The organism is Virgibacillus sp. CM-4 (assembly GCF_000445495.1).
GTDB lineage: Bacteria > Bacillota > Bacilli > Bacillales > Amphibacillaceae > Virgibacillus > Virgibacillus salexigens.
In genome coordinates this window covers 611,467-636,303 of record NZ_AUQA01000002.1, presented here as the reverse complement: position 1 = coordinate 636,303, position 24,837 = coordinate 611,467, and the positions used below count along the sequence as shown (strand labels likewise).

Genomic DNA, 24,837 nt, shown 5'->3' with positions numbered 1-24,837 from the left:
AAAGGCAGAAGGTGGTTGTAACAGCCTTCGGCCTTTCTATTTGATTAATAAGTAACATATTGTCACACTGTAATAGTAGGTGAGTTTACCTACTTCTAGCGCAAATCTAAAAAGGATTGGTTGCCCACTGTAAAGATTGTTTAATGAAGATGCGTGGGTGAAGCTTCAATTGAGCTACCATATATTCTGCTAGATCCTCTGGTTGCATATATTTATCTTCGTTTTTTTCTGCTAGTTCATCTCCAAAGACGAGTTCTGTAGCAACGAGGCTTGGGTTCATTGTAAACACGCGAATATTGTTTTTACGAACTTCTTGCATCAGTGCTTCGGTCATACCTTGAATAGCAAATTTAGACCCGCTATATGAGGTAGAACCTGCCGTTCCTTTTAAGCCATTACTAGAGGAGATATTGATGATGTCTCCTTGATTTTTTTCAATCATCTGTGGTAAGACAGCCCGGATAACATGATAGGTTCCAAAGACATTGACTTCAAATGTATGTTTCCATGTTTCTGGATTCATTTCTAGCAAATCCCCATGCGCACCAATTCCAGCATTATTAATAAGAATATCTGCTGGGCCTAGTTCACTTTCTAAGTTGGCAATTGCTTCTTCTACTTCTTCTAAGTTAGCTATATCAGCCACTGCGACACTTACCCTCACACCAATTTCTGTTGCTTCCTTTGCAACTACATCCAGTTTGCTTTTTGTTCTTGCAATTAAGCCAACATGTACTCCCTCACGTGCAAATGTTAGAGCCGTGGCTTTACCAATACCGCTACCTGCTCCAGTAATATAGGCGATTTTCCCTTTAATCTCTTGTCCCAATCTGACCCCTTCCTTTCTATCCTAGTATGTTGTTAAGTATAAAATGTGTAGCCAAGAGATTCAAAGATACCGTATCAACATACATACTACTTATTAAACCGGGTAAACTTCATCGTAAAAGCATGTGAGGAGTGTAACGAGATGATGGAACAAAAAGTAGCGATCATAACCGGTGCTGGATCAGGAATTGGAAAAGCGACAGCATTAAGATTAGCAAAGTCAGGGGCAAAAGTTGGTTTAATTGATTTACATGAAGGTGATGCAGCAGCTGTGAAAGAAGATATCGAACATCAAGGAGGAGAGGCTATCGTTGTACAAGCGGATGTAGCTGATTCTGCTGTATTGGAAAAAGCAATTAAACGTATTGTTCAGCGTTGGGAAAGGCTGGATTCCGTTTTTGTTAACGCAGGAATTAATGGACGGGTTACTCCAATTGAGGATTTAAGTCCGGAGGATTGGGACCAAACATTAACCACGAATCTGAAAAGTACCTTTCTTACAGTGAAATACGCTGTACCATATTTGAAAGAATATGGAGGAAGTATTGTCATTACCAGCTCAATAAATGGGAATCGTACGTTTACTGGTTTTGGTATGGCAGCATACAGTTCCTCCAAAGCTGGCCAAATGGCGTTTGGAAAAATGGCTGCTTTAGAGTTAGCTGAATACCGTATTCGTGTCAATATTATTTGCCCCGGTGCAATTCAAACCAATATTGGTGAAAATACGTTTACGGATGAAGCTAATTTAGCTAAAATCAGAATTCCAGTAGTGTTCCCCGAGGGGAGTCAGCCTTTGGAACATGGTGCTGGAAAGCCTGAACAAGTTGCTGATCTAGTCCACTTTTTGCTTTCGGATGAAGCAAGCCATATTACTGGTACAGAAATCTTTGTTGACGGTGCTGAATCGTTACTACGTTGAGGGATTAAACATGCTTAATAAGTTATCACACCCCTAATAATTAGATCGGTGTGCCATTCTAGCAATATTCCAGCTCGCATTTGGATAGCGATTAATAAGAGTGATGGCTGTTTTTTCTTTCCAATCTAAAAAAGGGGTGTGCTTAAGCAGATGTGAATATTTTTTCCTTTATCATATGGAGTACACCCCTCTGGATCCTCAAATTGTTCGGTTCATTAAGGCTTGGTTCCTCTTATTGAGATCCTCTTATGAGGATCGTTTAACCATATCCACATAGAGTTGTTGGTATGCTTTATGTTCTGCTTCCATGCCTAGTTCGGAATAGAGTTTTGCCAGCCATTCTACTGGTTTAGGGTCATCTTCATATAGCTCCATATCCCAACTCATACACTCAATTGCACGTTCAGGTTGATGGTAATAATGATACAATTCACCTAGCCTGCGCTGCTGATTCGGCTCTTCGAAAATATGAATCATTTCTTTGATTTTTTGAATGTCTAGTTGCGCTAATGGAAGATCATTAAACGGAGATAACCAATTTTGGATATAGGTTAATTTGTGTTTTTCTAGTAATGCACAAATTGCTTGATGTAACATCTTGCTTGCTTGTGTTGGATTTACTTTGGCTATCGTACGAATTAATTGTTGAAGTTCGAACGGTGAAATAGCATCAAAATTCATTTCAGTCTTGTTGGTGATGGCTTCCAGCGATTGGATTTGAGCAGATGTTAGAGAGAGATCATGTTGATTTTGTAAATGCAAGGCATTTTCCCACTCTCCTATTGCTAAATAAGCATTTATTAAATCTTGCAAAAATGAAGCAATCGTTAAATTACGTGTATATAAGTCTTTTAGAATTTCTGTTATTGGTACGTCAGGGAAATGATGATGAAGCATTGTTAATAGCTTTTTATAATCATTCTCGTTCTTAGTGTATGCTGCTTGAGCAATGGTGATGGCTATAAGATCTACCCATCGCGCTTGCTGTCTATAAAGAGCACTAAGTTGATCAAACGCACTATATTTTTGATCATACAGATGATTTTCTATATAAATTGGATCTTTCGCGAGCATGTTTTCGTCTTGATGTTTGTATTGTTCATCGTATTTAGTGAAGGATAGGTCAGTCGAAAAGGCTTCGACCAATCGGTGATTAGGAGAAAAGGATTTTAGAATCGTATATAGGCGGTAGCAAGAAAGTAATTTTCCATCACGTCTCTCTTTATAACAAAGTTTTTCGATAAGATTTGCAAGTTTTTCTTTGGGAATGAGTGACTCAAAATAAGTTGCAATGAGAGCAGTTTCTTGAGGCCCGTATTCACGTTGTAAGTTTTTGAAGAGTTCATTGAATTTATACTTCTTATAAGTGGAGCTTGTTATTTGCCAGTCGATGAGCGGGTGGGGGAAGGATACGGTTAGTCCAGATTGAAAGGCGTTGCCAATATGTGAATTGGTATGTTTTTTTTGGGTTTTTGCATAGGTTAAGTAGCGATCAAGATGGAAAAACAATAGATACGTTTGCTCGTTGTCGTCGGTCGCCTCAACTATTCGGCTTCGTTTGTAAATTGCCATCCGTTTCATCGTTAATGGAATGGATTGTTGGTGATTTTTTACTGTAATCATTTGATTTTCCATGATTAGCCCCCTTATATAAAGTAAGAACCATAATGCTTATGTATATGATTTAAGATTATCATAAATGAATGATGATGGTAAATGATTAACCTTACAATCCAGACGTATGCCAGGCTGGAAATAGTTCGTGTTCAAGGCTGTTTCATGAATAATGAACCCCTGCTAATTGTAATTGGAATAACAGGGAAGGAAACGTCGAATAAGAATATCTTTTTGGTGCTATAATCATTGGTTTAAAACGTATGTGAACATAATTCATACTCGATAATATATTGAAATATAGGTGTTTAACTGGAAAATATGTAAGGGGTGTAAAGGAAAATGCCAGCCATATCAGGTGATGATTATTTACGGCGCATTGATCAGCTTAAAACAGAAGTTTGGTATAATGGGCAAAAAATATCTGGACCAATATCACAGCATCCTGCTTTTAGAGGAGCAATGAAAAGCCAAGCTGAGCTGTATGATATACAGCTTAAGGATAATTACAAAGAATTAATGACGTATCCTTCTCCTACTACAGGGGACCGAATTGGAACCTCGTATCTACAACCAATTACTAAAGATGATCTATTTAAACGTGGAAAGATGATCCGGACATGGGCCAAGAAACATGGTGGAATGATGGGGAGAAGTCCTGATTATATGAATACGATCGTCATGGCATTTGCAGCTTCTGCCTCTTTTTTAAAAGGGAAAACAAATTGCTTTCCCGAACGGCTTGTCAAGTTTTATGAGGAAGCTAGAGAAAAAGACTTATCGTTTACCCATACATTTATTAATCCACAAGTAAATCGGTCGGAGTATTATGTGGAAGATAGTAAAGATCCTATTGCTGCCCGAATTGTTGATGAAACGGACGAAGGAGTCATTATTAAGGGAGCGAGGCTGCTAGCGACACAGGGAGGAATGACCGATGAAATTCTGGTGTTTTCGGCAGGCGGAATCTTTGAAGATGATAATGCCTATTTCTTTTCGATACCGAGTAATGCCAGGGGACTTAAATTCATTTGTCGAGAGTCATTTCAAAAAGGAGATTCAACCTTTAATTATCCGCTAAGTTCACGCTTTGAAGAAATGGATTCAATTGTTGTATTTGATCATGTACTTATTCCATGGGAAAGGATATTTTCGTATAAGAATATTGAGGTGGGCAATCATTTCCAGCGCTCGAGCGCATTTTTGCCATTTAATTTACACCAAGTCATCCATAGGCAGATTGTGAAGCTGGAATTTGCCCTAGGGGTTGCAGAGGAGATCATTCAATCTATCAAAATAGCTGGCTATGAAAATGTTCAAAGTAAAATGGCTGATGTGATTGTTGGACTGGAATCGATGAAAGGATTATTAACCAAAGCAGAAGCAAATGCCAAAACAGATGAATTTGGTTTAATGCGGCCGGAAGTTGCTCCCCTTCAAGCGGCCAGCAGTGCTTTTCCAACTATTTATCCTAGGGTAATTGAAATTATTCAATTACTTGGAGCAAGCGGGTTAATCTCTATTCCAACAGAAGCAGATTTTAATTCAGAACTCCGTTGTGATTTAAATCAATATTTACAAAGTGCCACATTAGATGCAGAAGCACGTGTTAAATTGTTTCGATTAGCATGGGATTTAACCATGAGTCCATTTGGAACAAGACAAACCCAATATGAGCGTTTTTTCTTCGGTAATCCATATAAATTAGCGAGTGAATTGTATTTTGGGTATGATAAGCAGGGAGCGCGGGAATTTGTTCAATCGTTTATGGATGAAATATAGCGAATTGTCGAGGAGCATGAATATTGCAATTACTGCTCGATCAAAAGACAAAGTTGCGCGATTTCTGGTTAAATCGCGCAATTCTAGACGGTTAAAAAGACTTTCAATCTTTACCATATAGGATCCAAGGAGAGGGAAGTTCAAATGCATGATTAGCAGGAAGGGCTTTTGCTTCTTCCTTTGTTAGATCTATCCATATAAAGGTTGGTTTTTTTGTACGTCTACATAATTTCCGATAGGCATAAGTAATCGTTTCCCATAGACCTGCTTGTCTTGTGATATCATTCCACGGGTAGGCAACATGTAAATAATCATATTTTTTCTGATCATGTTTCGTAATGATAAAACGTGTGCTTGTAGGGTTTTCATAGAACTCCCATGTTTGTAAATTTTCCTCAGTAAATAAATCTTCGGTTGCAGGAAAAGAATAATAGCATTCATAAGGGAAAATGGCATGATTGTTTATGTATGCTTGATTAATCCAGCCTTTCTTTTTCTGTAAATCATGAATCGGTTGCCAAATCTCTTCTCCTGTTGTTAAAGCAGAAGTGTCCGAGGCAGTCGCACCATGTAAGCTGATATAGGGGGTGAGCCCCGATTTTTCTAACACACGGCGTGCAGGGTAGTTGTTTTCCTGCGTATTTGCCCCAATCCAATGGATGCCTGGAAGTTGCACAGCTTCATTTATCATGTACGTCATCATTTCTGTTGAAAAGTTTTTCCTCTTATACCTGCGATCTGTTCGCAATCTCCCGAGCATGGCATAGCGTTTGGCATATACAGAAAAGCCAGCAAGACTTACCAATTGTTTGTCTGAGAATAATCCATACAATCGATTGGAATCAGTAACTAATCGATGAAAAATTCGTTGGATATAATCATCTTCTATTCCTGTATCCATGGCAGCAAAATATGCCTCATCTTCTATTTGTAATCTGCGAATTTGTTGCAACTTGGTTTGTTCACTCCCTATCAAGCATGTAAGTATAGTATAACGATTAGCAATAGTTTGGAAAAAGGATTTGTCTGTATCCCCTTTAAGAAACATTGTTTCCTATCATCATGTTTAAGTTCCCTCCTTTTGCTGGGGTACTTCAAAATTTCGGTGTGCCCAATCATTAATAAAGGAAAACTATTTCAGTAAATTTACGAAGTATGCTACACTCTGATTGGATTAAGTGCGAGGTGTAATTATGAATGATCGACAAAGGGAACTGCTTAAAACATTATTAATACAAAACGGAAAAATTCTTAATATAGATGATTTGTCACTGCAAATGGGATGTTCAGAAAAGACGGTACGTAATGATTTGCAAGTAATCGAAGCGCTGCTTATGGACTATAACGGTACAAGCCTAAGACGGCAACGAGGAGTAGGAATTACACTTGAAATGGATGAAACGGACCGACCTGAATTATTACAGAGAGTACTATCATCTGAGACCAAAGTGCATGAGGATCGATGTATTGAAATCGCCTATTATTTACTGGTAAGTAATAAAGCGGTTTCTTTAGAAGAATTGTCCAATAGGTACTATGTTTCAAGAGCCACCGTGAAAAAAGAATTAGAAATCATCGCGAATTGGCTTAACACGTATCAGCTAACGTTATTATCTAAGCCTAAATTAGGCAATGCTGTTCAAGGGGAAGAAATGCAAAAACGTAGTGCATTGGCTCATTTATCAGAGCTTATTTCTTCTGTTACAAGCGATGAAAGCTATGTCTTAAATTTGTTTTTGCCTTATGAAATAACAATGGTAAAAAGGGTACTACATGAATTACAAAAACGATATGAAATCGCCTTTACAGATGGTGCGATGGAAAGTTTACTTGTGCATACGCTTATTATGGTTAAACGAACGCGGCAAAAATCTCCTGTGTCTATTCCAACCGTGGAGAAGGAAACCATACATTCTTACAATGAATATCACTACGCAACCTGGTTTTTAAAAAAGCTCGGCTCCGTTTTTCGAATTAAATTTCCTGAAGATGAGTTAATTTATTTTACCTGGCATTTGCTTGGCAGCAAAAAGAAGGATGACTTAGGGGATGACATCTTTATGAAAGATGATCACCTACTACAAATTATTGATGATTTAATAAACAGGCTGGGTAACCTTACCTTATTTTCGTTTGAAAGTGATGGTATTCTCAAGAAGGGATTAATTGTACATATTCATTCCGTGATTAATCGAATGAAATATGGATTTCCTATTACGAACCCACTCTTATCCGATATTAAAAAAATGTATCCCTACTTGTTTAATATGGTTATGATCGCGTTGGATGAAATTAAAGAAAACCACAAACTGGATGTTCCTGAGGATGAAGCAGCTTATTTAGTACTTCATTTTCAAGCTTCACTGGAACGATTAGAAGGCAAACGAGAGAAAGAAAAAAGGATATTAATCGTTTGCCATTTGGGTGTCGGCATGTCTCACTTATTGCAAGCGAAGATCGAGCATCAATACCATGGATTACAAATTGTTGCTTGTATAGGGAAAGCCGATATGAACGATTATGTGAAAAAATATGAAATTGATTTCATCATTTCAACTGTAAAATTGGAACAGGTGAATATCCCCTATGTGATGGTATCTCCTTTATTAGAAGCGAAGGATAAAGAAAAACTAAATCAATTTATTGCGGAAATAGAAACTAAACAAAGTGGAAAGAGTGAAAAATCAGTACTCTCCTCATTAATTCGTGCGGATCTCATCCATTTGGATGTGGATAAAGAGCACCCGTTTCAAGTAATAGAAATGCTAGGGAATACACTTTATAAGAAAGGATTTATCAACAAAGAGTTCATCCATAGTGCACTGTTAAGAGAAAGAAAGTCATCGACTTCAATCGGGGGAGGTATTGCGATTCCGCATGGGAATCCAACAATGATTAATCAATCCGTCGTTGCGGTTGCTGTGTTAAAACAATCTCTAAATTGGGGGGATGAACAAGTATCGTTAGTGTTTTTGCTAGCCATTTCTAGGAATGATCAAAGGTTAAATAAGGACGCGGTCCGACAGATAGCTAATTATAGTGAGGATCTGTCATTTGTTCACTCATTAGTTCATGCTACTAGTGTGAAAGAATTTCTACAAAAGATGAAATAGTCAATCGTAGTTGAGATTTTCGCTAATAATTCATATTTACCAGAAGTTCTGGTAAACATCGAAATTAATTATTCGATATTCTAAGTTATAATACAGGTAGGTAAGAATAAACGATTCATAGGAGGAAAGTGTGATGAAGGTATTAGCTGTTACAGCTTGCCCTGTTGGAATCGCTCACACCTACATGGCTGCTGAAAATTTACAAAAAGCAGGCGAAGAAATGGGCATTGATATAAAAGTAGAAACACAGGGATCGATCGGTGCAGAAAATGTACTTACAGAACAAGACATTGCCGAAGCAGATGGTATTATTATTGCATCTGACAAAGAAATTTCTAAAGAACGCTTTGTTGGTAAGAAATTAATTGTAACCGGTGTCCAAGAAGGAATTCGTAACCCAAAAGCATTAATTGAACGAATTCAAGCTGGAGACGTATCGGTTCATCAAGAGGGGTTAGTATTTCCAGAAGAAGTGAAGCAAGAGCGTAAACAAAAAGAAAACCCTATTTATAAGCACCTGATGAATGGTGTATCGTATATGATTCCGTTTATCGTTGTTGGAGGTCTTTTGATTGCGTTTGCATTGACCCTTGGTGGGGAACAAACAGCAGGTGGAATTAAAATACCAGAGGGTTCGATTTGGAAACAGATTGAAAGCCTTGGCAATACAGCATTTATGTTCATGGTACCAATATTAGCTGGTTTCATTGCTGTTAGTATTGCAGATCGGCCAGGCCTAGTACCAGGTATGATTGGCGGCTATATTGCAGCTACAGGAAGCTTTTATGGAAGTGAGGCAGGTGCTGGTTTTATTGGCGGGATAATCGCTGGTTTCTTAGCTGGTTATATCGCATTGGGTATTAAGAAAATAAAAGTACCAAAAGCTGTACAACCAGTAATGCCAATTATATTTATACCGATTATTTCATCTGCCATTGTAGGTCTATTATTCATTTATGTTATTGGTGCACCCGTTGCACAAGTGTTCGAAGGTTTAACGGTATGGTTATCAGGAATGCAAGGCGCAAGTTCGATTTTACTCGCACTTATTCTTGGTGGTATGATTGCTGTTGATATGGGTGGACCATTCAATAAAGTGGCATTCTTATTCGGCTCTGCAATGATAGCAGAAGGAAACTATGAAATTATGGGGCCGATTGCTGTTGCAATCTGTATTCCACCTATAGGAATGGGATTAGCAACATTACTGAATAAGAAGAAATATCAGGAGAATGAAAGAGAAGCTGGGAAAGCATCATTGACCATGGGCTTTTTTGGAGTGACAGAAGGTGCCATTCCTTTCGCTGCGCAGGATCCCTTACGAGTAATACCGAGTATTGTGGTCGGCTCCATGGTAGGGTCTGTGATCGCGATGATAGGGAATGTTGGAGATAAGGTTGCACACGGTGGACCAATTGTAGCACTCTTAGGTGCTGTCGATAATGTAATCATGTTCTTTATTGCAGTAATTGTGGGTGTTCTTGTAACAGCATTTTTAGTTAACTTTTTGAAAAAGGATGTAGCAGATGCTGCACCCGTTCATCAAGAAAACACAGATGGTGGAGCAGCAACATCGAAAGAGACGTCTGAACAACCTGCAGATCAGGGAGAAATCCATAAGCTAGTAGATATTACCGCTACCAATCTAATGGAAACAAATCTGACTGGTTCCACACGTGATGAAGTAATTAAAGAATTAATTGAAAAATTTGATGCTGCCGGTATAATAGAATCGAAACAAGCGTATAAGCAGGCAATTCTGGATCGTGAAAGTCAAAGTTCAACTGGCTTGGGAATGAATATTGCGATTCCACATGGTAAATCAAGTGCAGTAAAACGTCCGGCCGTTGCCTTTGGGATTAAGCGTGATGGTGTCGATTGGGATAGCCTCGATGGAACCGATGCGAAGCTAATCTTCATGATCGCTGTACCTGAAGAGAGTGCCGGAGATGCTCACTTGAAAATATTGCAAATGCTATCTCGTAAGTTAATGGATGAAGATTATAGAAACCAATTGCTTGAAGTGACCTCTGAATTAGAAGCAATGAAATTGTTGGAGGAAATTCAATAAAGTTATAGTTGACCGATAAATTACTCGAGGTGATGTTGAATGTATAAAGAACCGATGTTTTTACAGCCCGTTTTTCAAGAGAGGATTTGGGGTGGTCAAAAGCTGCGGAGTGAATTTAATTATGAGATTCCTTACGAAAAAACCGGAGAGGCATGGGTGATTTCTGCACACCCGAATGGACCAAGTGTTATCATGAATGGTCCTTTGTCGGGAAAAACGCTTGCAGATGCCTGGTATAAACATGGGGAATTATTTAATAAAGATGCAGCGAATATTGAGGAATATCCGTTACTTGTCAAAATCTTAGATGCTAACGCTGATCTTTCGGTACAAGTTCATCCAAATGATGAGTTTGCAAGAGAAGTCGAAGGTGTACCATACGGAAAAACGGAGTGTTGGTATGTGCTTCATGCAGAAGAAGGGGCGGAACTCGTTCTAGGTCATCATGCTAAAAACCAAGAAGAGCTGAAGGAAATGGTTCGTAGTGGAGAATGGGAGAAATTATTACGTCGAAAAAAAGTACAAGCTGGCGATTTTGTATATGTTCCGAGCGGTACCATCCATGCCATTGGAAAAGGAATTGTCATTTTAGAGACACAGCAAAGTTCGGATATTACGTACCGTGTATATGATTATGATCGTACCGATAGAAGTGGTCAAAAGCGTGAACTACATTTAGACCGTGCGGTTGAAGTGACAAACGTGCCACATCAAGATGCGAAAGTAGGACAAAGTGAGATCACGGAAGAAGATTTAGATATAAAGAAACTAGTGGAAGCAAACTATTTCTCGGTAAATCACTGGCAATTACATGGTGAGGTAACTTTGAAGCAAGAATATGACTTTTTGCAGGTTAGTGTGATAGACGGCAATGCTACGATAACAGTAGCCGAGAATGAATTCCCAATCAAAAAAGGAGATCATTTCGTACTCCCTTATGGTATAACTGAATACCATATCGCAGGTGAAGCAGCGTTTATTGTATCGCATCGCTAACGTACTCGATAAATCCAACGTAATGAAGCAAGAACTGTTACTGGTAAAACAACAGTTCTTGCTTTTTATTTACTGCTCCTTTGATAACTGGGAAAGAACGTAGAGAAACCGTTACATTTAGCTAATAATCCAAATAGATAGTAATCTAGACTGCATTTAACATTAGTATATGCTGTATATAGTGTGACAGCTCTGGTATAGGTAGATGGGTGGTCCTTACAGGTTATAGAAGATCATGAGCAAGTTACAAAAGTTGGTATTGGTCGTTTTAGTGGGGAGGGGTTTTTAGAATGTGGCACACGAATCGCAAATTAGATAATCAATTATTTCCTATTTATACGAAGAACATAAAAAATGGATAAACAGACTAGTAAAGTTTATAAAGCCTATCAAAGGAAAGTAAATGAATTATATTATTGGATAGCATTTGCTCTTGTTTTAGCATGTCTTCGGGGGATAGATCACATATACTTGACGCTTCTGAATGAATTTTATATGACGCTACTTATAGTAATTGGCTTGGCAATTAGTTTTGGTACAGGCGTATATTATTATAAAAAATTAACCTACGAACCTTTAATGGAAGTATATCTAACTGACGACATGATTAATGATTACATAATTGCTGGAAAGAACGGATTTAAAATAGAAGTTGGCATAGCCATCATTATTGTATGCTTATTTGTTTTAGCATTTGTCTTATTTATAGTATTTCGCTGGTTAATGTGTTTCCTAATATCGTTATTCTTATTTGCCCTGTTAGGAATGTTGTTTGGATCCATAACGATTGAAAGATTTAAACTCTATCAAAAAAGGAAATCGGTATGAAGTTCATGCATATTTGCCTGTACCATAAGCCATTCCCTCAAAGTTAGAGGGGTAACAGAATGCGACACGTTGGTTATGTACCAACATAGAAGGATGACTCCATTCCCCCAACTTGTTCCTCCTACTATCCTTTTCACGATCCGGATTCTTCCAAACGCGCTTTGATGTTGTATCCTATGGAGTATAAGCGTTTTACATGATTAACGACTTTCGTAGATTTCAAGATCTGTATGGCATTCAACCAGGTAAAAGGACAAGCATAAATCATCTGTTTAATTGCACTTTTCGATACGTGGAAGGTGTTTGATTTGTTGTGCGTTTAAATGCCTGTGTAAAAAAAGATTGTGAAGAAAAACCAATAATTTCAGCAATCTCACCGATATTATAGTCGGTTGTATCCAACAATATTTTTGCTTCCTTAATTCGAACTTTATTCAGGTATTCAATCGGAGAGATTCCCATATCTTTCTTAAACGTATGTGATAGGTAATATTTATTGATATGCCCCACCTTTGCTAATAAATCAAGTGTGATGTTGTTACGATAGTTTTGATTAATGTAATGCTTGATAAAAGCTACTGCCTTATTAATATTCAGTGTTTCTGTTTTCTCTATGGTAAATTTTTTCTCGCGTTTTAGTTTAACAATCAAGATTTCGATAATATTTTGACAAATAATTTCATATTGGATATCGCCATGCATCACTTCATTTAATAATTTATTAAGGTAAAATAGAACATCTTCACGGTCTCCGCGGTACGTAAAAAGCCCCATTTGTGCGTCTTTTTCCTCAGTAAGTGAGAAAGTCAACCCCTCTATTCCCAAAGCAATATATTGAAGTGAATCTTGAACATTCGACTTCTCCGTATGCTCTACATTAGGATTTATTATCACTAAATCATTTTCTTTAACTGGAATTTCATGAGTTGGAAGAACAAAAGACCCTTTTCCATTTACGATATAAAATAGTTCAGTAAAATGGTGGGTATGCTGTGTACTATGCCAGCCCTTATCATATTCGGAACGAGTAATATACAAAAGTTTAAATGGTCTTTTTTTAGCAGTTGAATTATTTACTTTATATACTTCGTAAGACATGATACGCACCCTCTTTTTATATACGTAATTATGATGACTGATTATTGTTTATATTCTAACTAGTTTTCTAATAAAAGGCAATATTTATAAAACAATGACACCTAGAATATGGAATTATTGGTTTGGTTTTGGATAGTTTCCGTTCATCTATTTTTAACTAGGAATCTAGTATTCACTACAGGGTCTCATGGGAGTTTATTAACAAGCGATAATAACAGCAATATTAATAAAAAAGTCAACAATATTATTATTGTGAAAGCGTTTTTATAAATGTAGCCTTGGAGTAGAGTAGTGATTTGACTACTAAATAAACTATTGAAACGACGGTTTGCCTTTGTTCAACTATGGAAAATCGTTGGATTCCTAAAGGAGGGGATGATTCGGCTTTAGCACGATCTAGCTGTTCATTTATTCTTGGGTAATTGTCTTGAAATTCAAAAGGAGGTTTTGATGTGAACAAACGTTATGAAAAACCATTTTTCATCGTTTTTTTTGCAATGACGATATCTTTATTATCGATAAACGTCCCGTCATTACATGCCGAATTATCAGAAGAAGATAAAGTAGATATTAGTGATCGTGATCTTGAAGAAGGGGATTTTAATTTGATTCAAGGTGACGGATCGATCACATATAATGATGACGGTTCAGCGACTTTTCGTGTTACCTCAAATGAGAAAAATAAAATTGTCTACAATAAGATGGAAGAGATAAAGAATGGTGTTTTTGAAGCAGATATAACTTCGAATACGGATTTAAGCCGCTTTGGTTTTATTTATCGTCTGCAGGATGCTTCTACGTATTCCTTCGCTGGTACGGAGGATGAAAACGATCAATATTTTAGTGAGATTTTTGGTCCTGCCAATAAGTGGACCTCTACAACGAAGGGGGTACCTTTGGAAGCGGACAAAACCTACCATATACGTGCAAAGTTTGTTGATGATAACGTTACGTTATATGTTGATAATGAAAAAGTGGGTTCCTGGTTTCAACCTGATGGGGTAAATGAGGCAGGATTACTTGGCTTGGAAAAGAGCCGTGGACCTGCTAATATTACCATCTCTAATGTAAGTATCGAGGAATACACACCCCCAGAGCCACCAAATAAGGAACCAATCGAACAAACATTACATTCCAATTATATGGATGTCACCATTGATGAAGTATTTCCACGAATTATTCAATACAAGGTAGATGGTAAAGTGATGAATGGGCAGAAATCTCCTGTTTATGGCTTAAAATTAAACAACATGCTGTACTATCCTGAAGTATCATTTGAAAAAGTCAGTGAAGATGAAGCAATTTACACTTTAGCAGTTGAAGACGAGTATGAAGCGATGGATGCCGAATTAACACTTTCCGTAAAAGTAGAAGATAACCAAGTTACTTACAGATTCGAAGATATAAATAATAAAGCTGGGGCAACGATAGAGACCATTGAATTTGCAGATATGAATTTCATTTCGGTTAATTCCAGTCAAAAGGATGCAAAGGCAAAATTAACAAACCTTAGCAAGGATGTAACCAAACCTGGCGACATCAATGTATTGGTTAATGATTCGCTGGGGGGGATGGACACAGAAACAGGGTATTACACTGCTTTCCTGTCTACAGATGAAATAAGTGCTGGTGTTTGGTCCAGTTCCGAAGTAAATGGATACAAAAATCTTACCGCAAGCCGTTATGAAAATGAAAATGGTGACAAAGCGATGGGGATCGGATCCAGCCCCTTATACTATCATCGCGAATTTATGCCTGAGCCATCATCCAATAAACCAACGATAAAAATTGCGCTTGCCGAAGATATCAATGAAGATAATAATGTAGACTGGCAGGACAGTGCGATTGCTTACCGTGATATCATGCAGGACATTAAAGGAGCAAACAATGTTAATAATCTTGTAGGAACACGAATTGCGATGAATTTTGGGTCACAGGCACAGCAGCCTTTTCTTAAAACATTGGATAATGTAAAAAAGGTAGCCTTGGCAACAGATGGATTAGGACAAGCAGTTCTCTTAAAAGGATATGGAAGTGAAGGACATGATAGTGCGCATCCGGATTATGGTAATGTAGGGGAACGCATGGGGGGCAAAGCCGATCTAAACACCCTTATTAATGAGGGGCATGCGTATAATACCGAATTTGGTGTTCATATAAATGCCCAGGAAACGTATCCGGAAGCAAAAGCTTTCAATGAAGACTTAATTGAAGGACCAAATGCAAAAGGTTGGGGCTGGCTAGACCAATCTTATACAATTGATAAATTAAAAGACTTGTATTCAGGAACGCGGGCAGAACGTTTGGACGAATTACATGCTGCAGCTCCTGGGCTTGATTTTATCTATCTAGATGTCTGGTATCAGGATCAATGGGAATCAGATCGAATTTATGAGCAGTTTAAAGATAGAGGTTGGAGATTGACATCCGAATTTGGGACAGCTGTAGCCAACTATTCTACATGGCAGCACTGGGCTACGGACAAGAATTACGGAGGTCCTGAAAATAAAGGGATTAATTCTGAAGTATTACGTTTTATTGGCAACCATCAAAAAGATTCCTGGGTTTTAAATTGGCCGGAAGCTGGCGGCACAGCAGATCATCCATTACTTGGCGGATTTGAACTAGCTGGATTTGAAGGATGGCAATCCGATAAAAATTATGACAACTTCATCAAAATGACGTTTGATACGAATCTTCCAACAAAATTTTTGCAGAAATATTATGTAACAAACTGGGAAACAACAGATGGTGATCCGACAGTAACAAACTTAGAACAAGAAATTAAGCTGGAAGATCCAAGTAATGGAGATAAAGTGGTGGTAACAAGAAAGGATAATTCCAGAGAACGTATCATTGCGCTTAATGATCAGGTAGTACTTGATGGACATACGTATTTGATTCCTTGGGTAGAACAAGATTTTGAAAACCCGACCCCTGATTCTGATAAGTTGTATCATTGGAATCTAGAAGGTGGAGAATCAACATGGTCGCTTCCAGATGAATATGCAGGTGTATCTAAGGTTTATGTATATAAATTGACAGATCAAGGCCGATCAGAAAGGCAAAAAGTTAACGTTATTGATCAAAAAATAACCTTACAGGCAGAGGCTGCTACACCTTATATCGTGACGAAGGAAAAAGATGAAGGATTGATCATTGATAATTGGAGTTCAAAAGCGCATGTTTATGATACTGGTTTCAATTCAGGAACAGTAAAAGGGGAACACACAAAGATTTCTGGTGAAAAAAAAGCTGTAACCGTCAAACGGACGAATCAAGCAGGATCAGCTAGAAATTTAAGCAGTGGTAATTATTACTTGGATATCGATAATCCCAAAAAAGACACCTATGTCACTCGTACACTTACAGGGCTGGAGCCAGGTGAGGATTATGTAGCTGAGGTTTATGTAGAAAACAACAGTGATAAGCAAGCTTCCATCGAAGTGACTGGTGCTTCAAAAGATGTGAAAAATTACACTCTCCGCAGTCTACAAAAAAATTATGTGAAAGCTGATTCACATGCAACAAATGATGGAACCAATAGTACCATGCAGCGGATGCAGGTAAGCTTTACGGCGGAAAGTGAAAGCGCTGAATTGATCCTTGGTAGAGAATCTGGTGAAGGAAATACCATATATGATGACATCCGAATTGTTAAAAAGTCTTTAACAAATCATGCATCTCCACGTGTATTTGAGCAGGATTTTGAAAAGGTAGTGCAGGGTATTTATCCGTTTGTTGTAGGAAACACAGAAGGAGTGGAAGATAATCGTATTCATTTATCCGAGCTCCATGCTCCTTACACCCAAAAAGGATGGGCAGGGAAAAAATTAGTCGATGACGTAATCGATGGTGAATGGTCTTTGAAAGTGAATACTGGAAATAATGGTCTAGTGTACCGTACCATTCCACAGCATGTCCACTTTGAAGCAAATAGTCTATACAAAGTCAGCTTTGACTATCAGACTACTGCTGATTCCTATCGGTTTATAGCTGGAGATCAGGCGATTGATGTAAAGGATATTGATGATGCCAAAGGGCTTTCAGTGAATGAACAAATAACTGCATCCACCGATACCAACAGGGCAGAGTTCACAGTAACTGGCTCAGGAAATGGACAGACCTATATTGGAATCTTTAGTGATGGAACAAGTGTGAATATGGATACCGGTGAAGGAACTTTTATATTAGACAACTTACAAATTGAAAAGGTAGCTACGATAGAAAGCACAGCTGATATCCGAACACTTATTGAACAATACGATGAAATGGAGGAATTCGAGAACCCTCAAGTGATTCGCGCATTAAACACCCATTTGATTGCGGTTGCTCGTTACGAAAAGCAGGAACAAGCTGCAAAGGTTATCAAGCATCTAAATGGATTTAAACAGCTGCTAGATCAACAAAAACAAGAAAAATTAATTTCTCAAAAGGCGTATAATACGCTTAAATCGAGTTCTGATATTTTAATCGGAAGATGGAAGTAGTTTTTTACCTATCTTTCTATATGAATAAAAAAGCAGGGAGCTAAATTTTTAATCAGCTCCCTTATTTCTATTTGGTAATGATTTTTAGAAGTTACGGTTCTATCTTTATCAAGAAATTTTATTCAAAACATATTAAAAAGCAATATATCTAAAAATCACAACAATATTTTTATTGTGGAAGCGCTTAACACTAGGTACGATTGAACTATAGTAAATAAAACTATGGGGGGTACAAGATGAAAAAATGCTTGTCTATGATTTTCTTTAGCTTACTCGTGCTAAGTTTGGCTGCTTGCTCGGAATCTCAATCAGCAAACGGTGATACAGGAAATGGGAAAACAACCTTACATGTGGCTGCTTTGGAATCCGGTTATGGTGGAGACATGTGGACAAAGATAGCCGATGCATATGAAGCAGCTAACGAGAATGTAACTGTTGAATTAACCGTAGAAAAAAACCTGGAAGAAGTGATCCGGCCAAATATGCAAGCCGGTGAATATCCAGATGTATTGTTATTGGCAACAGGTAGACCAGAAGGGTTAACAGAAACACTTATTAAGGAAGATGGTATGGAAAAAATTACAGATGTACTAGACATGGATGTATATGGAGAAGACATGGCGGTAAATAACAAATTATTGGAAGGATTCAGTGATACATTAGCTACGAATCCATATGCAGATGGGGAAACCTATTTAGCTCCTATGTTTTACAGTCCTACAGGGTTATTTTATAATGCAGGATTATTTGAAGAGAAAGGCTGGGAAGTTCCGAAAACTTGGGGTGACATGTGGGCTTTAGGTGAGAAGGCAGCTAAAGAAGGAATCTCACTTTTCACCTATCCAACAACTGGCTATTTTGACACGATGGTTGGATCAATGCTGTATGCTTCAGGAGGTACAGATTTCTTTAATTCAGCAATGACTTATGAAGATGGTGTATGGGAAACTGAAGAAGCAACGAAAGTGTTAGAAACAATAAAAAAATTAGCTGATTATACGCATCCAAATACAGTTGCAAATGCAAACCCCAATGATTTTACGAAGAACCAGCAGTTGGTTTTAGATAATGAGGCACTATTTATGCCGAATGGAACTTGGGTAGTTGGTGAAATGAAAGAAGCCCCTAAAGCGGATAATTTTGAGTGGGGGATGATGTCAATTCCTTCGTTTGAAAAAGGCGGCGATCGTTATGCATTTACATTCTTTGAACAGATGTGGATTCCATCTGCTTCTGAAAATAAACAAGCAGCCAAAGAATTTATCACCTATATGTACACAGATGAAGCAGCTTCTATCTTCTTAGAATCTGGAGCAGTTCAGCCAATTAAGGGGATTACAGAAGAAATGGAGGGAGACAATCTACTCTATTACAATATATATGAAGAAGATGGCGTACTTCCAGCAATGGGAACATTCGCTTCTACAGCTCCTGTTCCAGGTGTCAGCATCGGAGACACATTATATGGTTCCATTGACAGTGTGATCAGTGGTGAAATTTCTGTGGAGGAATGGAGAAAACAAATTGAAGAGGCAAGTGACCAGCTAAGACCTGCTATGAACTAATGGACGACCCAAAGATAAAAATAAAACGGTGGGAACGTAAACTCATCGTTTTATTTGGTTACAGGGTGTGAGGTACGTCGAATGGTGACGAAGGATGCCTGGATGGTGATATGTTGCATATAATGTGTGACTTAGGTGGACGGACGCGTGAATGAGTGGTGAAGTTGCCCAACTCAGGATACCCGGCATGTGATGAAACAGTTCTATTTGAACATGTTGCCTGTGCCCCCTACCCCCTACGCGATTTCACATGAAAGAGGTGAGAATAATGAGTAAAAAGAAATCTAGGAATCTATTTATTGGCGTCTGTGTGGCTCCTGCACTTATTTTACTGATTCTTTTTATGGTAATTCCGACGATTGAGGTATTTCGAATGTCGCTTTATCAATGGGGCGGGTTTTCGAATAACCAGCAGTTTGTAGGATTTAATAACTTTAAGCTTTTATGGAATGACATGGATTTTATTCGGTCCTTTCAAAATTCAATTCTATTAATTGTTATTGTTGCCATTTTTACCTTCGTGATTGCTGTTTTCTTTGCGGCAATATTATCCAAAGAGAAGATCCGAGGCAGCAATTTTTTTCGAGTGATCTTTTATATCCCAAACATCTTATCTATTGTCGTAATTGCTGGGATTTTTTCTGCCATCTATGATCCTTCCAATGGGTTATTAAATAGCATTTTCCATCTATTAAGCTTGGAAACCTTACAACAGAAATGGTTAGGTAACCAGACCATTGTTATTTACAGTGTAGCAGGAGCATTGGTGTGGCAGGCTATTGGTTATTACATGGTAATGTATATGTCTAGCATGGCAAGTATACCTGCGAGCTATTATGAAGCAGCCTCCCTAGAAGGGGCTAGCAAGATGAAGCAATTTACCGGCATTACGTTACCATTGATCTGGAACAATATTCGGACGACACTAACGTTTTTTATCATTAGTACGATTAACTTGAGCTTCCTACTTGTAAAAGCAATGACCGGCGGTGGACCAGATGGTTCGTCAGAGGTTTTTCTTTTCTATATGTATGATCAAGCGTATACAAATTCGACCTATGGCTATGGGATGGCGATCGGGGTAGTCGTTTTTATTTTCTCCTTTGCTTTAGCGGCGATTGTAAATTTTATTACAAAACGAGATGTACTGGAGTATTAGAGAAGGAGGTAGGAAGTGGTGAAAAAATCAAATGGTTCGCAAACGGATACGTTGTATAAGCTATTTATCTATATTGCTTTGATCACCTTGGCAATATCAATCATTGTACCAGTAGCATGGGTGTTTTTTGCATCAATCAAGCAAAATGCTGAATTCTACGGTAATCCATGGTCGATTCCCCTTGGCTTCCATGTTGAAAATTTTATCGAAGCATTTCAGGAAGCAAATATGGGAAACTACTTATTTAATTCGGCCGTGGTGACCGTATTGGCATTGGCAATCTTGCTGATTGTAGCGTTACCAGCAGCTTATGTATTATCCCGTTTTAGTTTCAGAGGAAGTAAAATGATTAACTCGTTCGTTAAGGTAGGATTGTTTATTAATATCAGCTATATTGCCGTTCCGATTTTCCTCATGCTCCTAGATTGGGATACGGTTATCCGGACTATTCTTGGCGAAGAACTCCTGTTAAATAATCGGTTTATGCTTGCACTCATTTATGCGTCAACCGCATTGCCGTTTACAATTTATCTCTTATCAAGTTATTTTCAAACACTTCCTTCCGATTTTGAGGAAGCAGCAAGTATCGATGGTGCGGGATATTTTAAAACCATGTTTTCAGTGATGCTGCCGATGGCAGGACCAAGTATTATCATTGTTATTTTATTTAACTTCTTACTTTTTTGGAACGAATATATTCTGGCACTAACATTAATGCCGGGCGAAAATCAAACATTGCCAGTTGGCTTATTAAATCTGATGGCGGCTGAGCGGGCAGCGGCGAATTATGGACCAATGTATGCGGGGATGGTCATCGTTATGCTCCCAACATTAATTCTTTATATTATCCTGCAAAAACGTCTAACACAAGGAATGACGGTTGGTGGGTTGAAAGGATAGGTGGATCAAATGAAGAAATTATCAGGAAGAGTAACGTTACCAAGTGAGGAAAATTTTTTAAATGAAACGAAGGAACTACTTAGCCGTTGGGGTGCAGATGCTTTGCGGGATAGTGATGGAACCAAGTTGGATAAAGAAATCAAACAGTTAAATGCCAAAATATATACGACCTATTTTGTGGCACGAAGTCACAATGAATTTGCTGAACAGCATCCGGAAGAAATTCAGCAGCTTTATCTCATGTCCCAATATCATATGGCTACTGGAACGAAGCTGGAAGTAACATTTATGAAGGGGTACTTTGATGAACAGATAGAACCGGATTATGTACATGACCCAAAAAAGTGGTGGGAAGTAATTGACCGGACAACAGGTGAGGTAGTAAATCCAGATAGTTGGGAAGTCAATCAAGCAGAGAATCAATTAGTTATTCATCAAGCACAGCCTTGGCATGAATATACGGTCTCCTTTTTAGCTTATATGAAATGGGATCCGACACAAATGTACAATCATATGACCAATGATTGGGGGGATAAACCGCATGAAATCCCTTTTGATGCTCGGCAGCCATACTCTAATCAATTTATTAAAGATTATTTGGTAAAGTGGCTAAAGGAAAATCCGGACACCGATGTGGTTCGGTTTACCACCTTTTTCTATCATTTTACATTGATATTTAATCATTTAGGAAAAGAAAAATTTGTGGATTGGTTTGGCTATGGAGCGAGCGTTTCTGTGGCGGCATTGCAAGCCTTTGAAAAGGAAAAAGGCTATTCACTAAGACCGGAAGATATCGTAGATCAAGGCTATTACAACACTACCTTTCGCGTTCCTTCAACAGCCTATTTGGATTATATTGATTTCATTCAACAATTTGTTGCGCAAGAAGTGAAAGAACTGGTTGAAATGGTTCACGACAGCGGCAAGGAAGCAATGATGTTTTTAGGAGATAATTGGATTGGAACAGAACCATACGGCAACTATTTTAAAGATACAGATATGGATGCGGTCGTTGGCAGTGTTGGAGATGGAACTACCCTTCGAATTATTTCCGATATTCCGCATGTTGCTTATACCGAGGGGCGATTACTTCCTTACTTTTTCCCGGATACATTTTATGAAGGGAACGATCCGGTTATTGAAGCGAATGAAATTTGGTTGTCTGCTAGAAGGGCTATGATGCGAAAACCACTGGATCGCATCGGCTATGGCGGCTATTTAAGCCTCGCCTATAAATTTCCTGCGTTTGTTGACTATGTGGAACACATTACCGAGGAATTTCGCGAAATTTATGACAAGATTAAAGGAGTAAAGCCTTATACAGGAATTAAAGTGGCCATTCTGAATGCCTGGGGGCAACTGAGATCCTGGCAGGCACACACTGTTGCCCATGGGAAGTGGTATAAGCAAACCTATTCCTATTATGGTATTTTGGAAGCGCTCAGTGGTTCAAATGCAGAAGTTACCTTTCTTTCTTTTGACGATGTGATACATCATGATATACCTGATGACATCGATGTGATCATAAATGCAGGAGATGCTGGTACAGCCTTCTCAGGTGGGGAAATATGGAAGGAATCTGTGTTGACAGAAAAACTAAGAGAATGGATTTATCATGGCGGTGGATTTATCGGGATTGGCGAACCAAGTGCATATCATCACGAAGGACGTTATTTTCAACTAGCCAATGTATTAGGTGTGGATAAAGAACTTGGGTTTAGCTTATCGACGAACAAGTATTTTACCGATACGACCGATTCCCATTTTATTACCGATGATACTAAGGTATTCCATTTCGGTGAAGGGATAAAAAACATCTATGCATTAGAGCAGCAGACGACGATTCTTGGACAAAATGATGATGGCATTTATTTAGCTAGTTCACCATTTGGAAGTGGTCGAAGTGTTTATATGGCCGGACTTCCATATAGCCATGAAAACACACGGTTGTTTATGCGGGCATTATTTTTTGCAGCACATAAAGAAAGGGAATTGAAGAAATGGTATGCATCAAATATTCACTGTGAAGTTCATGCCTACTTAGAAATCAATATGTACGCAGTTGTTAACAATTCAACGGAGACACAGACAACAAATGTTTATGTTGGAACCGGTATTGAGCATGTAGTGACCCTTGGACCGAGTGAGATTATTTGGGAGGTATGCAAAGATGGAAGATAAGGTGTTTCGTATCTTGAAAATCGTATTTTTTCTCTTTTGCATGTATTTGATCATTAATGGACAACGAACAATTGGGAGACTTGAGTTATTTTCCCAATTAATTGGGTTGGCGGGGTTGTTGTTCCTGCTCTGGAATTATAATCGGAAATTCATTTAATAGAGGATGGTTAAATTGTCACATCTTTATCCTCCTTTTTGAACACGAACTACTTTTGCTTTTTGCCAATCTTGGTGATGAAAGTCTAAGTTTCCATAATACGCATGTAATAAAAATGAAACTTTTTATCTGGAATGAAGAGGCAAAACAATTTTGGAAACACTCCATTTGGTTTTGCCTTTTCTAAGCCATTAGAATGGGGGAAGGAAATGAGGTACGCCATTGGTATTGACATTGGTGGGACAAAGATTGCAAGTGGGATTGTTAATGAACATGGGGATTTAATTCAAAAAGAAGTTGTAAGAAGTGATACTTCTGATAAAGAGCAAATGTTTTCACAGGTAATAACATGTGTGCAGACCCTGATGAATCATTCGAGTATCCCATTAAGTGATATATTTGGTATTGGTGCAGGTATCCCTGGTAAAGTGGATAGGGAAAATGGAATAGCTGTATTCCAGAATAATCTACCTTGGCGAGACTTTCCGTTTACAAAACGGATAAGCGAAGCTTTGGGCGTTAATCGAATTGTCATTGATAATGATGTAGATATGGCTGCTTTTGCTGAATGGAAGAAAGCAGAGCTGACGGAAACGGATTTATTTACTTATATTACGATAAGTACAGGAATTGCATGTTCCATCATCCAAGGTGGAGAAATTATTCGAGGTGCTGGTTTTGCTGGAGAGCTAGGGCTTATTCCAATTACCTTGAAAAACAAAGGGACATACATGGAAAGGTTAGAATCCATTGCTTCGGGTCCTGCCATTGCCAAAAGAGGGCAGGATCTATTTAAAGATTCGTACATTACCTCAGCAGATGTATTATCTGCATATCATAAAGGAGATGCACAAGCTGAGATAATTATTCAAGATCTGGTTTCCTCTTTAACCCAAGGGTTATACGTGATTACTAGTTTACTAGACCCACACAAGATTGTATTTGGCGGAAGTGTTGCTGTACATAACCCGCAACTATTACAATTAGTGAAAGAAGAATTAGCTTGTTACTTATTAAAGGAGCAACTTCATATATTAGATCATATGGAATTTAGTCATTTTAATCATGACCAAGGAATTCTAGGCTCTGGTCTTAAGGTATTTAATTCGAACTAAACAGGTGAGTTTGAAAGG

At 38.2% G+C, this 24,837-nt stretch carries 17 protein-coding genes; 13 read left to right on the top strand and 4 right to left on the bottom strand.

Features of this window, described 5'->3' with window-relative positions:
• Window positions 1–106 precede the first annotated feature (106 nt).
• Window positions 107–829 carry a 3-ketoacyl-ACP reductase gene (locus tag M948_RS26720; protein WP_021289460.1) on the bottom strand — a complete coding sequence of 241 codons (723 nt, stop codon included), beginning with the start codon at window positions 827–829 and terminating at the stop codon, window positions 107–109.
• A 144-nt stretch (window positions 830–973) separates the two neighbouring features.
• Between M948_RS26720 and M948_RS26715 the strand changes: the two genes are divergently transcribed.
• A complete protein-coding gene (locus M948_RS26715) occupies window positions 974–1,750 on the top strand; it encodes an SDR family oxidoreductase (RefSeq protein WP_031335077.1) in 777 nt (258 codons plus the stop codon).
• Window positions 1,751–1,996: 246 nt separating this feature from the next.
• Here M948_RS26715 and M948_RS26710 read toward each other — a convergent pair whose 3' ends face one another.
• Window positions 1,997–3,385: a hypothetical protein gene (locus tag M948_RS26710; RefSeq protein ID WP_021289458.1), complete on the bottom strand. Its 1,389-nt coding sequence runs from the start codon at window positions 3,383–3,385 to the stop codon at window positions 1,997–1,999.
• A gap of 321 nt (window positions 3,386–3,706) precedes the next feature.
• On the opposite strand from M948_RS26710, the gene hpaB reads away from it, so the two are divergent.
• On the top strand, window positions 3,707–5,146 hold the full coding sequence (gene hpaB / locus M948_RS26705; RefSeq protein ID WP_021289457.1) for a 4-hydroxyphenylacetate 3-monooxygenase, oxygenase component: 1,440 nt from the start codon (window positions 3,707–3,709) through the stop codon (window positions 5,144–5,146).
• Between the two features lie 103 nt (window positions 5,147–5,249).
• Here the strand turns inward: hpaB and M948_RS26700 are convergent, their stop codons facing one another.
• Window positions 5,250–6,098 carry a GNAT family N-acetyltransferase gene (locus tag M948_RS26700; protein WP_231378651.1) on the bottom strand — a complete coding sequence of 283 codons (849 nt, stop codon included), beginning with the start codon at window positions 6,096–6,098 and terminating at the stop codon, window positions 5,250–5,252.
• Window positions 6,099–6,339: 241 nt separating this feature from the next.
• Here M948_RS26700 and M948_RS26695 point away from each other — a divergent pair, with 241 nt between their 5' ends.
• The 4 genes from M948_RS26695 (at window position 6,340) to M948_RS26680 (ending at window position 12,154) form a co-directional block, all read left to right on the top strand.
• The gene (locus tag M948_RS26695; RefSeq protein WP_021289455.1) at window positions 6,340–8,259 is read left to right on the top strand and encodes a BglG family transcription antiterminator; all 1,920 of its coding nucleotides are present in this window, start codon (window positions 6,340–6,342) and stop codon (window positions 8,257–8,259) included.
• A 133-nt stretch (window positions 8,260–8,392) separates the two neighbouring features.
• The gene (locus tag M948_RS26690; RefSeq protein ID WP_021289454.1) at window positions 8,393–10,330 is read left to right on the top strand and encodes a PTS fructose transporter subunit IIABC; all 1,938 of its coding nucleotides are present in this window, start codon (window positions 8,393–8,395) and stop codon (window positions 10,328–10,330) included.
• Window positions 10,331–10,369: 39 nt separating this feature from the next.
• Window positions 10,370–11,326: a mannose-6-phosphate isomerase, class I gene (manA, locus tag M948_RS26685; RefSeq protein ID WP_021289453.1), complete on the top strand. Its 957-nt coding sequence runs from the start codon at window positions 10,370–10,372 to the stop codon at window positions 11,324–11,326.
• A gap of 495 nt (window positions 11,327–11,821) precedes the next feature.
• Window positions 11,822–12,154: a hypothetical protein gene (locus M948_RS26680; RefSeq protein ID WP_155974749.1), complete on the top strand. Its 333-nt coding sequence runs from the start codon at window positions 11,822–11,824 to the stop codon at window positions 12,152–12,154.
• A gap of 264 nt (window positions 12,155–12,418) precedes the next feature.
• Here M948_RS26680 and M948_RS26675 read toward each other — a convergent pair whose 3' ends face one another.
• Window positions 12,419–13,252, bottom strand: coding sequence for an AraC family transcriptional regulator (locus tag M948_RS26675; RefSeq protein ID WP_021289450.1), 834 nt, complete (start codon window positions 13,250–13,252; stop codon window positions 12,419–12,421).
• A 452-nt stretch (window positions 13,253–13,704) separates the two neighbouring features.
• On the opposite strand from M948_RS26675, the gene M948_RS26670 reads away from it, so the two are divergent.
• From M948_RS26670 to M948_RS26645, 7 genes are all read left to right on the top strand, one after another.
• On the top strand, window positions 13,705–17,742 hold the full coding sequence (locus tag M948_RS26670) for an endo-alpha-N-acetylgalactosaminidase family protein (protein WP_021289449.1): 4,038 nt from the start codon (window positions 13,705–13,707) through the stop codon (window positions 17,740–17,742).
• 236 nt (window positions 17,743–17,978) lie between these two features.
• Window positions 17,979–19,307 (top strand): carbohydrate ABC transporter substrate-binding protein, encoded by a 1,329-nt coding sequence (locus tag M948_RS26665; RefSeq protein ID WP_021289448.1) that lies wholly within the window; start codon window positions 17,979–17,981, stop codon window positions 19,305–19,307.
• A 268-nt stretch (window positions 19,308–19,575) separates the two neighbouring features.
• Complete coding sequence (locus tag M948_RS26660; protein ID WP_021289447.1) at window positions 19,576–20,466, top strand: carbohydrate ABC transporter permease; 891 nt, start codon at window positions 19,576–19,578, stop codon at window positions 20,464–20,466.
• A 15-nt stretch (window positions 20,467–20,481) separates the two neighbouring features.
• Window positions 20,482–21,366, top strand: coding sequence for a carbohydrate ABC transporter permease (locus tag M948_RS26655; RefSeq protein ID WP_021289446.1), 885 nt, complete (start codon window positions 20,482–20,484; stop codon window positions 21,364–21,366).
• Between the two features lie 9 nt (window positions 21,367–21,375).
• Complete coding sequence (gene gnpA / locus M948_RS26650; RefSeq protein WP_021289445.1) at window positions 21,376–23,547, top strand: 1,3-beta-galactosyl-N-acetylhexosamine phosphorylase; 2,172 nt, start codon at window positions 21,376–21,378, stop codon at window positions 23,545–23,547.
• Window positions 23,537–23,704 carry a DUF6903 family protein gene (locus M948_RS43435; protein WP_021289444.1) on the top strand — a complete coding sequence of 56 codons (168 nt, stop codon included), beginning with the start codon at window positions 23,537–23,539 and terminating at the stop codon, window positions 23,702–23,704. Before gnpA ends, M948_RS43435 begins: the two co-directional genes overlap by 11 nt.
• A 209-nt stretch (window positions 23,705–23,913) precedes the next feature.
• Entirely contained in the window at window positions 23,914–24,819 is a 906-nt protein-coding gene (locus M948_RS26645; RefSeq protein ID WP_021289443.1) for an ROK family protein, read from the top strand.
• The last annotated feature ends 18 nt before the right edge of the window (window positions 24,820–24,837 follow it).